This is a genomic window from Acinetobacter sp. 2JN-4, from assembly GCF_003687745.1.
Classification (GTDB): Bacteria; Pseudomonadota; Gammaproteobacteria; order Pseudomonadales; family Moraxellaceae; genus Acinetobacter; species Acinetobacter halotolerans.
Genome location: NZ_RDNY01000002.1, coordinates 218541 through 233265 on the forward strand (window position 1 = coordinate 218541; position 14725 = coordinate 233265).

Here is a 14725-nt window from a genome sequence, read left to right on the forward strand (position 1 = left end):
GAAATATTTAGAACTGTACAAGCTCTATTAATTCAAAATAATCGGCTCATTAGGCAACTCATTGGTTTGATCGGAAATTGGCTGATCATAATACATCGCCAACACCTGACCGATTTCCTGAATACCCCCCAAAACACCTTGTTGATATTGTTGCTGTTTTAGTTTTTCGATGATCAACTGACAAATCTGCTGCCAAGTTTCAGTATCTGTTGCATTCTTTAACCCCCGATCAATCACAATTTCAACTTTGCGCTCGCATAGATTTAGGTAAAGCAACACACCACTATTCAACTCGGTATCCCATACCCCCAACTCAGCAAAGAGCTGTTGCGCACGTAAGCGTGTATCCTGATGATAAGCTTGTGAACAAGGGATATGCCCCTCTATCACCACCTGTATCTCACCAACATGTCCATGCTCAGCTTGCTGTACCGTCTGAGCAATCTCTAAACGATCTTGCTTACTAAAATAGCGATGCGTGGCAGAAATATATAAAAAATGCTTAAACCAACGTTTCAAGCTCGGTTGGACACGCTCATCCAGTTTAGGCTGGGTAATAATCTGTGTTGTATCTGTCTTAGTTACCATGAGCCTGATGCACCTCCGCCGCCAAAACCACCGCCACCACCACGATATCCACCACCACTTCCGCCCCCAAAACCACCACCGCCACGTCCACCGCCTGATAAAAAGGCTTGGAAAATCAGTTGTGCCAGTGAGGTAATCAATAAAAAGAACACACCAATACCTAGCAACAAGCTCATCAATACGCCAGCCCCATTGACCAAACCAGCCACGACTGCTGCAACCCCCGCAGTAGATGCACTTAAACGTTTACCCACAATCAATGAGCCCACAACGCCAGCAATCAAGATAAAGAGTGCCATTGAAAGACTATTTTCTTTGGCTTGTTGCTGATGTAATGCTTGTTCATGACGCTCTTTTAATTCCTGTGCAGCTTGTTGTGCGACTTCTGGATCTAAATTGACGATTCGGGTAATCTCATCCAAACCAGCCGCAATGCCTTGCGCATACTGACCTTGTTTAAATGCAGGCGTGATCTGATTACGAATAATTCGACTCAGCACCACATCAGGTAAAACCCCTTCCAAGCCATAGCCCGTGAGGATTTGAATGTTCCGATCATTAATCGCAATGGCGATGAGCAAGCCATTATCGCGTTTAGCAGAACCCAGTTGCCATTTTTCACCTGTCCTTAAAGCAAAGTCAAAAATCGCTTCCTGTCCTGTAGTTGGCACAATAATCACACCGATTTGTGCCTTACCCTGCTGATAAAGACTGAGAATTTTTTGGTTCAATTGCTGCGTTTCAGCAGCACTCAATATATTGGCTTGATCAATGACTGGCTGATTTAAAGTGGGTAAGCCACGTATAGACTCCCCCTCCACCATATCATCTGCAACCTTGGGTAGGACTGGAGCAGGATCATTACTGTTGGCAGGTGCAGTGGATTGATTTTTTTGTTGTTCCTGAATAATTTTTCCAGCAATCAACACATCACTTTGATCTGTTGCCGTTGCTTGCTCCGCCCACACCGTATGTTGAAAACAAAGTGTTGTAAAAAGAAGGATGAAAACAGCGTAAATTCGCTGCGTCCATGCTTGCTTTGACGTTTTCATCATACAGTAACTCCCCACAATGCCAATTTAGTTAAAAGAAACAGTTGGCGCTTGCTCAGCAGATGCTTCTGCCTTGAAGTTTTCTTTGGTTTTCATCCCGATCACTTTCGCTGTCATCACTTGCGGGAATTGACGTGCATAGGCATTGTAATCTTGAACAGTCGTAATATAACGATTACGCGCCACCGCGATACGGTTTTCCGTTCCTTCGAGCTGTGCTTGTAGATCTCGAAAGTTTTCATTGGCTTTGAGATCAGGATAGTTTTCTGAAACAGCGATTAAACGTGATAATGCACCTGTAAGTTGGCTTTGCGCTTGTTGGTATTTTTCAAACAAGGCTGGGTCTTCTAAGACTTCTTTATCTACTTTTAAACCCGCCACGTTAGAGCGTGCTTGAGTCACTTCCACTAAAACTTGTTCTTCGTGTTTGGCATAACCTTTCACTACATTGACTAGGTTTGGAACAAGGTCAGCACGTCGTTGGTATTGGTTTTGCACTTCGGACCAAGATGCGATGACAGCTTCATCTTTGACTTGCAAGGTGTTATAACCACAACCTGTAAACAATAAACTGCTTGCCAATACGGTTGCTAGGGCGGTTTGTTTCATAGCTTTCATAAAGTTTATCCTCAAGTTTTTCTTTATATTTTTCACGATAATTCATTGTAGTGTGATTTTTTGTGCGCTGTGTAAAGTTTATTAAAGTTGTTTTATTTCTCTTTAAATAAAAATGGCATTACATCAATGTCTAGATGTAATGCCTCGCTAAGCAAAGTGTTTAAATCTGCATGTCTAAAATTTTATTCTTATTTGTAGGTAAAGTTGTACCTGTTAACTATAAATTTTAGAAGCAGTCTCTTCTTGAAAACTAATCATGCCATATTCATCTGCCATACGTATTTTCCAATCGTTTACCAGTCGCGTGTAATCATGTTTGGCTGGATGAAAATCAGCTTGATAGTATGATAAATATTCAGGAATCAATTGAATCAGCATTTTGCTCAACAGGTATAGTCCAAATAAATTCCCACCGACTTTCGGTAAACTTTTCCACTTATCTTGCCAGATCAAACGTGTTGTTCCATAAAAAACCAAACTCGCAAAACCAGTGGTGACACTACGCATCAGCAAACGTCGAATTCGATCATCCCCATACACCTCTTCATAAACATTAAATGCCACTGAACGATGCTCGATTTCCTCAATTGCATGCCATACCCATAGCTTCATTGCATCCTCATCCAAAGTGCTTAAAACCTCAGGATGTTTAAGAATGTAGCCCCCTAACATTGCAGTGAAATGTTCAAAAGCACAGGTCAAAGCAAGTTGAAGTTTTGGATGCGCTTTTCTTAATGATTCATCCTGTTTGGCAATCCAAGTTTGAAAACGATCAAGATTATAATCATCACGCCGCCATGCATCATTAAACTCGGTATGTGCTTTGGAATGCATTGCTTCCTGCCCAATAAATGCAGCGATCTGCGCTTGTAATTGTGGATCTTGAACTTTGTCTCGAACATTGCGAACACTGTTGACAAAAAACTGTTCACCGATCGGGAACGTTGAGGAAAGAGCAGTCAAGAGATGCGACATCACAGGTGAATTCGCAAAATAATGTCGCTTAATTTTTTTAGGATTAAACTGCAAACGTCGTACGGTAATCCCTAATGCTTTGGGACGATTTAGATAATTCTTTTCTGTGGTAGTCTTTGCAAGAGCCATTTTGATTGCCTGCACTATTTCCATACTGACATTCAGTAATACGCTGGATATAACCCTAAGGACAGGGCAAAAAAGCTTATTGAACTGGCAAAAAAGACCAAAAAGATAAAGTGAAAAAATAAAGCCTGCATATAGCAGGCTTTATAGGTGTCTTGTTTAAACAGTTCTGAATTACACGCCGAGGTAATCCAAGATACCTTCTGCGGCCTCACGACCTTCCCAGATTGCGGTCACAACAAGATCAGAACCACGCACCATATCACCACCCGCGAAAATCTTCGGGTTAGACGTTTGGAATTTGAACTCTTGCTGTTCAGCCGCAACCACACGGCCTGAACCATCTAGATTTACCTTTGCGCTACCAAACCAATCGGCTGGGCTTGGACGGAAACCAAAAGCAAGTAGTACCGCATCTGCTGGCAATACTTCTTCAGAACCCGGAATTGGTTCAGGGCTACGACGACCACGGCTATCAGGCTCACCTAACTGAGTCGTTACGAACTTAACGCCAGTCACTTGACCATTTTCGCCCACGATTTCAATCGGCTGACGATTGAATAGGAATTTCACACCCTCTTCGTAGGCATTTTTCACTTCACGAGCAGAACCCGGCATGTTGCTTTCATCACGACGATAAGCACAGGTCACGTCATGAGCACCTTGGCGTAGTGAGGTACGATTACAGTCCATCGCGGTATCACCACCACCAAGTACGATCACTTTTTTACCGTCTAGGTTAATGTATTCGCTTGGATCTTTTTCCCAACCTTGACAACGATTCACGTTAGCGATCAAGAAATCCAATGCATCATAAACGCCATCGAGATCTTCACCTGGGAAACCACCTTTCATATAGGTATAGGTGCCCATTCCCATGAATACAGCATCATATTCAGCTAATAACTGTTCAATGGTAACGTCTGTACCAATCTCCGTATTTAAACGGAATTCGATGCCCATCCCCGTAAAGATTTCACGGCGACGCTTCATGACATCTTTTTCCATTTTAAATTCTGGAATACCGAAGGTAAGAAGACCACCGATTTCAGGGCGTTTATCAAATACCACAGGTTTAACACCACCGCGTGCAAGAATATCTGCACAACCTAAGCCTGCTGGACCAGCACCAATAATCGCAACTTTTTTACCCGTTGGCTTAACCCCAGACATATCTGGACGCCAGCCTAAAGCAAATGCCGTATCGTTGATATATTTCTCAGCATTCCCAATGGTTACTGCACCAAAGCCATCATTTAGGGTACATGCACCTTCACACAGACGGTCTTGTGGACATACACGACCACAAACTTCTGGCAAGGTATTGGTTTGATGGCAAAGTTCAGCCGCTTGGAAAATTTGACCTTCCGCAATCAGCTTCAACCAGTTTGGAATGTAGTTATGTACTGGACATTTCCATTCACAATAGGGATTACCACAACCTAAACAACGATGTGATTGATTCGCAGCCACATCCGCAGTAAAAGGCTTATAAATTTCCACAAACTCTGCTTTGCGGACAGTAATATCTTTTTTCTCTGGATCTTGGCGTGCTACATCCAGAAATTGAAAGTCATTATTGAGGCGTTCTGCCATGTCTCTCTCCGTGGGTAGGCGCAGCGATGTCATTCACCGCTTGCACCTGCCTATGTCTTTGCAGTCGTAGAATTATTGTGGATCGGCTTGAGTCTTTATCAAAAGCGTTTGCAAATTAGCAGCTTTTGGTTTGACCAGCCAGAATTTACGACTATAGAAGTCGAACTCATTACGGATCTTGTAGGCCCAAGCACTGCCTGTCTCTTGGATATGCTCATCAAGAATACGCAATAAATATTCTTTATGATCTTCCATCGCCTCAGTCGAAATACGATTTAGGTCAATGAGTTCATGGTTGTAGTAGTCAACAAAGTCATTATCAAGGTCGAGTACATAAGCAAAGCCACCCGTCATACCTGCACCGAAGTTATGACCCACTTTACCCAGTACAGTCACGACACCACCAGTCATGTATTCACAGCAATGGTCGCCAGCACCTTCAATCACCGCAAAAGCGCCTGAGTTACGCACTGCGAAACGCTCACCTGCAGTACCTGCAGCAAAGACTTTACCGCCAGTCGCACCATATAAACAGGTGTTACCAATAATCGCCGTATTTTGTGTTTGGAACGGTGAACCTTTTGGTGGGAAGATCGACACACAACCACCAGCCATACCTTTACCGACATAGTCGTTGGCATCACCTTCAAGCTTGATATGCAAACCACCCGCATTCCAGACACCCAATGACTGACCCGCCGTACCGACAAGATTCATCACCACTGGGCTACTTTCCATGCTCAAGTTGCCGTAACGACGAGCAATTTCACCCGAAATACGTGCACCAATCGAGCGATCACAGTTACCGACTTTGAAGTTAAATGAACCACCAGTACCTGCTTCAATCGCTGGCAACATCTCTGCCACCATTTGTTCTGCCAATAAACCTTTATCAAACGGTGCATTGCCTTGAACTTGGCAATATTGTGCCTTGCCTTCAGCCGATGGATGTGAGGTTAATAGTGCACTCAAATCCAAATGCGCATGCTTTTCAGTATCACCCGAAATAACTTCAAGTAAATCAACACGCCCAATCAAATCTTTCAGTGACGCAACACCCAAAGCAGCCAACAATTCACGTGTTTCTTCAGCAATAAACTTGAAGAAGTTAATCAGCATTTGTGGCTCGCCAATGTAATGCTCTTCACGCAAATGATCTTGCTGAGTAGCAACACCAGTCGCACAGTTATTTAAATGACAAATACGTAGGTATTTACAACCAAGGGCGATCATTGGCGTAGAACCAAAACCAAAACTTTCCGCACCTAAAATTGCAGCTTTAATCACATCAAGACCAGTTTTCAAACCACCATCGGTTTGCACACGGACTTTACCACGTAGGTCATTTACACGAAGGGCCTGATGCGCTTCACTTAAACCCAATTCCCATGGCGAACCCGCATGATGAATGGATGAAAGTGGCGATGCTGCAGTACCACCGTCATAACCTGAAATGGTAATAAAGTCGGCATATGCTTTTGCTACACCCGCCGCAATCGTACCAACACCCGGTTCAGAAACCAGTTTCACCGATACCATTGCTTGTGGATTGACTTGTTTCAAGTCAAAGATCAATTGTGATAAATCTTCGATCGAATAAATATCGTGATGCGGTGGTGGTGAAATCAAAGTCACGCCCGGAACTGAGTAACGTAAACGCGCAATTAAGCCATTCACTTTACCACCTGGTAACTGACCACCTTCACCCGGTTTTGCACCTTGTGCCACTTTGATCTGCAACACTTCCGCAGAGGTTAAATAGGCTGGTGTAACACCGAAACGACCTGATGCAATTTGTTTGATTTTCGAGTTACGAATCGTGCCATAACGCGCAGGATCTTCACCGCCTTCACCTGAGTTTGAACGACCACCAATGGTATTCATTGCAATCGCAATCGCTTCATGTGCTTCTGGTGATAATGCACCTAAAGACATACCTGCAGAATCAAAGCGTGGCAGAATTTCCTCAATGCTTTCAACTTGATCTAACGCAATTGGATTGGTGGTTTTTAATTTAAATAAATCACGAATCGTTGCAATTGGACGATTGTTGACCAATTCTGCATATTCTTTAAAGTCTTGATACTGACCTGAACGAACTGCTTTGTGTAAGGTGTTAATGACATCTGGGTTAAAGGCATGGTATTCCTTACCAAATACAAATTTCAGCAAACCGCCTTGATCAATTGGCTTGCGATGTTGCCAAGCAGTGATCGCCAATTTTTTCTGGTCTTTCTCTAAATCTGTAAACGTTGCACCCTGAATACGGCTTGGTACACCAAGGAAACACTGATCCACCACTTCTGAAGATAATCCAACTGCTTCAAACAATTGGCCACCACGATAAGAAGCAACGGTCGAAATTCCCATTTTAGAAAGAACTTTCAGTAAACCTTTCTCGATTCCCTTACGGAAATTTGCTTGCGCATAGATTGGATCACCCAACAACTCACCTTTGGCGATCAAGTCATTGATCACGTCATAAGCTAAATATGGATAAATCGCGGTTGCGCCAAAACCAAGCAACACTGCAAATTGATGTGGATCACGTGCATAACCTGTTTCAACCAAGATATTCGCGTCAGTACGTAAACCAGTCTTGATTAAATGATGATGTACCGCACCTGTTGCCAATGCAGAGTTTGCAGGTAAGAAACCTTCACGGAAGTTTTTATCCGATAATACAATCAGCGTTTTACCGTCACGCACTGCTTGAGCAGCTTCTTCACAAATACGCGTAATCGCCGCTTGCAAACCTTCAGTTTCAGCATAGTTCAGATCAATATCTACAACTGCGTAGCCGTCACGTTCTTTTTCAACATCACGTAGCAATTGCATCTTCGCGTTTGATAATACAGGACTAGCGATGATGATACGGTCAGCATGCTCAGGTCCTTGTTCAAACACATTTTGTTCACGACCAATACACGTTTCCAATGACATCACAATTGATTCACGTAATGGATCGATTGGTGGATTGGTCACTTGCGCAAACTGTTGGCGGAAGTAATCAGAGACATGACGTACTTGACGTGACAATACCGCCATTGGGGTATCATCGCCCATTGAGCCGACAGCTTCTTGACCACTTTCTGCGATTGGGCGTAACAATTGATCGCGCTCTTCAAATGTCACCATAAACATTTTTTGCGCTGTTTTTAATGCATCACCTGTTAAGCCTTGATCAATAAGCTGTTCTTCAAGCTCTGGATTTGCTTTCAAACGAATAGAATGATCACGCAACCACTCACGGTATGGACGCATATTTTTCAGGTGGTTGCTGACATCTTTAGTGTCAAGGACTTTACCTGTCAAGGTATCGACAACGAGGATTTGACCTGGACCGACACGACCTTTCGACACAACATCTTCAGGTTGATAATCCCATACACCAATTTCAGACGCCAAGGTGATGTAATCATTTTTAGTGATCACCCAACGCGCTGGACGTAAGCCATTACGATCTAGCATACAGATCGCATGACGACCATCTTGAACCACTAAACCTGCTGGACCATCCCATGCTTCCATATGTTTCGAGTTAAACTCATAGAAGGCACGTAAATCAGCATCTAAAGTTTCAACGTTTTGCCATGCTGGTGGTACAAGCATACGCAGTGCACGGAATAAATCCATGCCACCGCCCACCAAGATTTCTAGCATATTGTCTAGGCTTGAAGAATCCGAACCTGTACGGTTCACAATCGGATTCAATTCAGTTAAACCCGGCAATAATGGATTTTCAAATTTTGGAGTACGTGCCAATGCCCAGTTACGATTCGCGGTAATCGTGTTGATCTCACCATTATGCGCAAGATAACGGAACGGTTGAGCTAATGGCCAACGCGGCAAAGTATTGGTCGAGAAACGCTGATGGAACACCACAATGTGTGAAGTCAAACGCTCATCAGCCAAGTCGGTATAGAAGTCAGCAATCGCTGCTGGCATCATCAGACCTTTATAAGTAATCACCGTTGTCGCCAATGTGGTGACATAAAATAATGGATCATTATGTAATTGTTGTTCTGCACGACGACGTGCTAAAAAAAGCTTACGGTTAAATTCAACTTCAGTTACACCCATTGGACAGTTCACGAGAATCTGTTCAAAAACAGGTAAAGACTGCAATGCAATTTCACCTAAAGCATCGTTATTGGTTGGCACAACACGCCATGTTGCGACCTTTAAACCTTCCGCTTCAATTTCTTTATTGAGAATATTCTTTGCATTCTGAGCAAGCGCAGGATCAATATTTAAAAATACGGTACCCGCAGCAAAAATCTCTGTTAGGTTTACCCCGAGTTTCAGCGCTTCATCACGGAAAAATTGTTTCGGCATAGCCAATAACAATCCGCACCCATCTCCTGTCTTACCATCAGCGGCAATACCACCACGGTGCGTCATGCAACTTAAACTGTGAATCGCGGTTTCAACTAAATGATGGCTTGATTCACCTTTCATGTGGGCGATCAAACCGAAACCACAGTTATCCTTAAACTCATCAGGTTGATATAAACCTTGAGCGGGAGCTACAGTATTAGGCGATGGCATGTGCATAGCGTACCCTTCTTTAAACATGGCTCTTTCGAGCAACAAACAATCAATTCATTTTCTGCGATATTGCCGATTAACTCACATAAAGTTCAATGCTTCGCGAAAACATTTTTACTGGCGGATTTGCAATATACGCCTTTCTTTTCCAAGAATCAGCGCATTTACCATATAAAGTGTTTTCAGTTATTACACCTTAGCAAGGCTTTGTAAAGCAGAAAACTTTCCATTTCACTAAATTAATGAACCATTTAGCACAAAGAAAGATGAGGAGTAGACAAAATAGCACCACAAAATAGCAAAAAACATGCCAATTAAGCATAAATTTACTAAATCATTAAAAAAATTAAAATAAGTTTAAATTATAATGGTGAAGAGTGATCACACAATGAGCATAATTGCACCATAAAGAAGCCAAATGCCACAAAAAGAATCATAAAGCATCATTATGGTGCGAACTCAATTAAATGGGTCGCTGATTTCTCGTCTTGAAGTATCTGAATTTTCTTTTATTTTTTCAGCATTTGAAGGTACTGGAGCCGTAGAATGATTTTGCTGAACATTGACCACATTGCCTTGTGCATCACGTTGGGTCACCGTTGTTTTAACTGTTGTAGATGCATTGGCTGCGCCACTATTCACCGATGGCGTCGTTGCTGATGAACTGCCCATCAATAAAGACTCATCAACCCGAGGCAACGCAGCAGGTTTTAACTGAATTGCATAAAGCTGATTGGTCGCCAATTTCATTTCATCAGCACCTAAATCATTGACCAAATCGGCATAGATCGAAAGGCGCTGAGCCTTGGGTTGAATAGACTCAGGAAGTGCCAAGTTCAATTGAGAAAACTGGCGATTTGCATCCTCTGCACTAGAGAACACTCCATAAGCCAAAACATATTGCTCGACTTGATCCTGACCACTCAAACGAAAATAAATGAACTTTTTGCGATCAGCACGATTCAACAAAAAGTTTTTGATGATCGCCTCGTTTGAACTACGGAAAATCTCCATCACCCACTGACGCTGATTGTCTTTGACAAATTTAGTGCCCCGAAACTCTGGGGTATGTTCATTGGTTACAACAACTCGAGCGGTGAGATCTAAAGGTCGGACCGCATCTGCAAGTGCGCCCAAATGCGTTGTCGCAGCAACTTTCTCAGGCTGTATCTGAACGGGTACTTCAATTTTAGATGGTTGCTCGACTTCCACCAAGGCATCACTATCAGTAACCCCCCAAAATATCAATGCGGCAATTAAACAAGCCAGTGCGAAAACTAGCCAGCTATATTGTTGAATATTTTGCCAAATTGATCGTGACACAGCGATACTTTCCTTTCGTAATTCATTATGCAGATTGATTTGCTAAAATAGCTTGCTTCATAAGCTCAACATCAAAATCTTTTGTAATTATGGCTTGCCCTAATTTTTCAAGCAAAACTAAGCGCAGTTGGCCATTTAAGACTTTTTTGTCATGCGACATGTAAGCCAAAAATTCATCCAGTGGAATTTTCGGACATAATATCGGTAAATGAGCACGTTGAATGATTTTTTTTGTACGTTGCAAATCTTCAGCCGAAATCCAACCGAGACGATGAGATAGGTCTGCCGCCATCACCATACCCGTCGCAACCGCCTCTCCATGCAACCACACGCCATAACCCAAATACGATTCAATGGCATGGCCAAAGGTATGACCTAAATTAAGTAATGCTCGTTCGCCTTGTTCTTTTTCGTCATTGGCGACAATTCTGGCTTTATGCGCACATGAGCGATAAACCGCCTCTGCAAGTAAATTTGCATCTCTGGCAACCAAAGCATCCATGTTTTGCTCTAACCACGATAAGAAATCCACATCGCCCAATAAAGCATATTTAATTACTTCAGCAAGGCCTGCTGAAAGTTCTCGATCGGGTAAGCTATCTAGCTGTGCCATATCAGCCAACACCACTTGAGGTTGCTGGAAAGCACCTAACATGTTCTTGCCCAAGGGATGATTGATCCCTGTTTTCCCGCCGACACTCGAATCAACTTGTGACAATAAGGTGGTCGGAACCTGTACAAAATTCACCCCACGCTGAAAACACGCTGAAGCAAAACCTGCCATATCCCCTACGACACCACCACCCAATGCTAAAACCGTACAATCACGGTTAAAACCCGCTTCTAACAAGGCATCAAAAATTAAATTTAAATGTTGAATATCTTTGTATTGCTCACCATCAGGCAAGATGCATTGTGCAACTTGCTTATCGAGTTGGGTTAATGCATTAGCATAATGCTGCAAATAAAGCGGCGCCACCGTGGTATTTGACACCAACATTACTTGCCGCCCATGTAGATAAGGTTCAAGTAATTGTTTAGGGTCCAAATGACTTCCAATAAAAATTGGATAGCGACGATCACCTAACTCAACATATAACGTTTGCATAATTAAAACCAACTCGAGAATTACTTAATTTGTTTAGATAAAATAACCTGTAGAATCCGCTGCGCTAAATCTCTTGCTGCGCCTTGATTTGTCTCAATGATATAGTCTGCAACCTCACGATACAAAGGATCCCGCAAGGTCAATAAATCTCGCAGTTTTTGTTCGGGATTGTCTACTTGTAGTAATGGACGATTTTTATCGCGATAGGTTCGCTGTAGTTGAAGTTCTACAGGCGTATATAAATAAACAACAATGCCGCGTTGTTTTAAAAATTCTCGATTGCTCGGTTGTGTGACCACACCGCCACCTGTCGCTAACACAAGTGCAGAACGGGCAGTGAGATCGTTCAAGACATTGGTTTCGCGTAAACGAAATCCCACTTCACCTTCTTTTTCGAATATCCATGGAATAGTAGCTCCTGTCTTACGCTCAATCTCATGATCACTATCAATAAAATCACGCCCTAACAGCTCTGCTAAATGTCGACCAACCGTTGTTTTCCCTGCCCCCATTGGCCCTACCAAATAAATATTTGGTAGGGTTTCAAACGCTTTGCTTGGCAATGCGCCACCTATATTAATTGCAATTATTGAAAATATATTAATGATTTCTCGTCAAAGTGTCATTAACAATTCTCGGCGTCACAAAAATAAGCAGTTCACGTTTATTGTCGGTTTTTAAATCACGACGGAAAAGACGACCGACGTAGGGTAAATCACCCAAGAATGGAACTTTGATTTGTGAACTAATATTTTCTTGTTCAAAAATCCCACCAAGAACAACAGTTTCGCCGTTATCAACCAAGACATTGGTATCAATCGAATTCTTACTAATCGTTAATTGACCTGTCGGGGTTGGTGCACCAGGCGCATCTTTAGTGATGTTGAGCTTCATCATGACTTTACCTTCTGGGGTAATACTCGGTGTCACATCTAAGCTCAATGTCGCATTAATAAACTCTGTTTTAGGCACAGCATTCGCACCGCCCCCAGAAGAAGAAGAGTAAGGAATTTGTGTACCTGATTCAATTTTTGCGGGTTGCTTATCGGCAGTCATAACTTTTGGTGTCGAAATCACCTCACCATAACCATCTGCCTGAACAGCTGAAAGTTCGAGATCCAGCATAAAATCAGAGAGGCTAATTAGACCAAAAGCAATACGACTTGCACCTGGTGTAACCGCACCTAAATCTACATTCAAGTTATCTGGACGTTCAATCTCATATTTCCAACCACCTGTATCACCATCTTTCGTCGGTTCTCGTAAATTCCAAAGCGTGGTATCACTTCCACCAACCAGCAAATCACTATTTCGTGTGACGCCTTGTGACAAGATTCCCCACTTCACCCCCATCTCTCGAGTAAAGTCTGTACTTGCTCTGACGATACGTGCTTCGATCATGACTTGTTTGACAGATACATCTAACAAATCCACCATCTTACGAATTTTGTCAATATTGAGCGCAGTATCATTGACGATCAAGGTATTGGTACGCACATCTGCGACTGCACTGCCACGAGAACTGAGCAAACTCTCCAAAGCCAATGAGTCAGAGTTCGTAGTACGGTTTGAGACTCCACCCTTACCATCACGAGACTCTTCGATTAACTTTAAAATATCTGCAGCTTTGGCATAACTGAGTTTAATATATTCGGATTGAATCGGCGCAAGCTTCACACTTTGCGCAATAGCTTTCGCTTCTTCTTCTTCCGCTTTGATCAACTCTGAAACAGGCGCAATCCAGATCACATTTCCATTACGGCGTTTATCCAGATTTTTGGTTTTCAACACGATATCGAGCGCTTGATCCCATGGAACATCTTTCAAACGCAGGGTGATATTACCCTGTACCGTATCCGCAGCGACCATATTAATATTGGTGAAATCAGCCAGCAACTGTAGTACGCGACGCACTTCGATATCTTGGAAATCCAAAGAAATCTTATTGCCTGTATAGGCTTGTGATTTTGCTCTCAATGGTGATTTATCTTCAGGACGCTTTAGGCTAATCGTGAGTTTATTCTCTGCTTGATAAGCCATGTATTCATAGCTGCCCACAGACTGAATAGTGATCACCCCATTGCCTTTATCGTTATATGCATCAACTCCGGCGACAGGCGTAGCAAAATCATTGGTGTTTAAGCGACGTGTGAGATGGGTTGGAATCTTATTCCCCATGGTTCGCACCACGATTTTACTGCCTTGTTGTTGTACATCTACTGGGGTATTACTCCCCAATAAATCAATCACAACCAAACCTTCACCTTGTTTTCCACGCTGAAAGCCAATATTGGAAACACCTTGCTGTGCCTGACGAGCCACAACGGGCGCTGAGCTTGCCACAGATGGCCGTGCCGAATTTATTTTTAAAACAAAAGTATTGCCTTCAACACGTGTTGTAAACGCCCCTGCATCTTTCAAATTTACAATCACACGAGAACGCTGATCGTCAGCAGCAACTTCGATGGAACTGGCTTCTTTGGTCGATACAGGAATCGATGTCTGCTTTAAAGACTGTTGTGCTTTATCAAAATCTAAAATCAGACGTGAAGGTTGCTCGAGCTGATAAGCCTGCGGTTGCGGCGGCAAACCATTAAACATGACACGGATTTCAGTTCCCTGATCAGCTAAGCTCATTGGCACAATATTGGTCATACTGACTTGTGCTGATGCAACCTGCATCACTGCTATAGCGACAGCACCCATAGAAAATTGACGGAATGCATGATTCATGGTCTTCGCTTCCCCAAATAAAGAATCTTTAAACTGTTTTTTCATTGTTATTCCC

At 42.8% G+C, this 14725-nt stretch carries 10 protein-coding genes; all 10 read right to left on the bottom strand.

Annotation, left to right across the window (positions count from 1 at the left end):
* Positions 1–27: 27 nt before the first annotated feature.
* The 10 genes from EAH57_RS03965 to pilQ all read right to left on the bottom strand — a co-directional run bounded on the left by EAH57_RS03965 (position 28) and on the right by pilQ (position 14715).
* Positions 28–588: a TPM domain-containing protein gene (locus EAH57_RS03965; protein ID WP_121928926.1), complete on the bottom strand. Its 561-nt coding sequence runs from the start codon at positions 586–588 to the stop codon at positions 28–30.
* On the bottom strand, positions 582–1643 hold the full coding sequence (locus EAH57_RS03970; protein ID WP_121928927.1) for a TPM domain-containing protein: 1062 nt from the start codon (positions 1641–1643) through the stop codon (positions 582–584). Before EAH57_RS03970 ends, EAH57_RS03965 begins: the two co-directional genes overlap by 7 nt.
* A gap of 24 nt (positions 1644–1667) precedes the next feature.
* Positions 1668–2258 carry a LemA family protein gene (locus EAH57_RS03975; protein WP_121928928.1) on the bottom strand — a complete coding sequence of 197 codons (591 nt, stop codon included), beginning with the start codon at positions 2256–2258 and terminating at the stop codon, positions 1668–1670.
* A 213-nt stretch (positions 2259–2471) separates the two neighbouring features.
* Entirely contained in the window at positions 2472–3362 is an 891-nt protein-coding gene (locus EAH57_RS03980; RefSeq protein WP_121929132.1) for a metal-dependent hydrolase, read from the bottom strand.
* Positions 3363–3533: 171 nt separating this feature from the next.
* A complete protein-coding gene (locus EAH57_RS03985; protein ID WP_121928929.1) occupies positions 3534–4955 on the bottom strand; it encodes an FAD-dependent oxidoreductase in 1422 nt (473 codons plus the stop codon).
* 72 nt (positions 4956–5027) lie between these two features.
* A complete protein-coding gene (gltB, locus tag EAH57_RS03990) occupies positions 5028–9506 on the bottom strand; it encodes a glutamate synthase large subunit (RefSeq protein ID WP_171407371.1) in 4479 nt (1492 codons plus the stop codon).
* 459 nt (positions 9507–9965) lie between these two features.
* Positions 9966–10835: a hypothetical protein gene (locus EAH57_RS03995; protein WP_171407383.1), complete on the bottom strand. Its 870-nt coding sequence runs from the start codon at positions 10833–10835 to the stop codon at positions 9966–9968.
* Between the two features lie 19 nt (positions 10836–10854).
* On the bottom strand, positions 10855–11937 hold the full coding sequence (aroB, locus tag EAH57_RS04000) for a 3-dehydroquinate synthase (RefSeq protein ID WP_121928932.1): 1083 nt from the start codon (positions 11935–11937) through the stop codon (positions 10855–10857).
* A 20-nt stretch (positions 11938–11957) separates the two neighbouring features.
* Positions 11958–12527, bottom strand: a complete 570-nt coding sequence (gene aroK, locus EAH57_RS04005) for a shikimate kinase AroK (RefSeq protein WP_121928933.1) — start codon at positions 12525–12527, stop codon at positions 11958–11960.
* Between the two features lie 10 nt (positions 12528–12537).
* Positions 12538–14715 (bottom strand): type IV pilus secretin PilQ, encoded by a 2178-nt coding sequence (gene pilQ / locus EAH57_RS04010; protein ID WP_121928934.1) that lies wholly within the window; start codon positions 14713–14715, stop codon positions 12538–12540.
* Positions 14716–14725 lie beyond the last annotated feature (10 nt).

Bases quoted from the DNA above. Each gene is read 5' to 3' on its own strand.
- EAH57_RS03965 (WP_121928926.1), bottom strand. From the start codon at position 588: ATGGTAACTAAGACAGATACAACACAGATTATTACCCAGCCTAAACTG.
- EAH57_RS03970 (WP_121928927.1), bottom strand. From the start codon at position 1,643: ATGATGAAAACGTCAAAGCAAGCATGGACGCAGCGAATTTACGCTGTT.
- EAH57_RS03975 (WP_121928928.1), bottom strand. From the start codon at position 2,258: ATGAAAGCTATGAAACAAACCGCCCTAGCAACCGTATTGGCAAGCAGT.
- EAH57_RS03980 (WP_121929132.1), bottom strand. From the start codon at position 3,362: ATGGCTCTTGCAAAGACTACCACAGAAAAGAATTATCTAAATCGTCCC.
- EAH57_RS03985 (WP_121928929.1), bottom strand. From the start codon at position 4,955: ATGGCAGAACGCCTCAATAATGACTTTCAATTTCTGGATGTAGCACGC.
- gltB (WP_171407371.1), bottom strand. From the start codon at position 9,506: ATGCCATCGCCTAATACTGTAGCTCCCGCTCAAGGTTTATATCAACCT.
- aroB (WP_121928932.1), bottom strand. From the start codon at position 11,937: ATGCAAACGTTATATGTTGAGTTAGGTGATCGTCGCTATCCAATTTTT.
- pilQ (WP_121928934.1), bottom strand. From the start codon at position 14,715: ATGAAAAAACAGTTTAAAGATTCTTTATTTGGGGAAGCGAAGACCATG.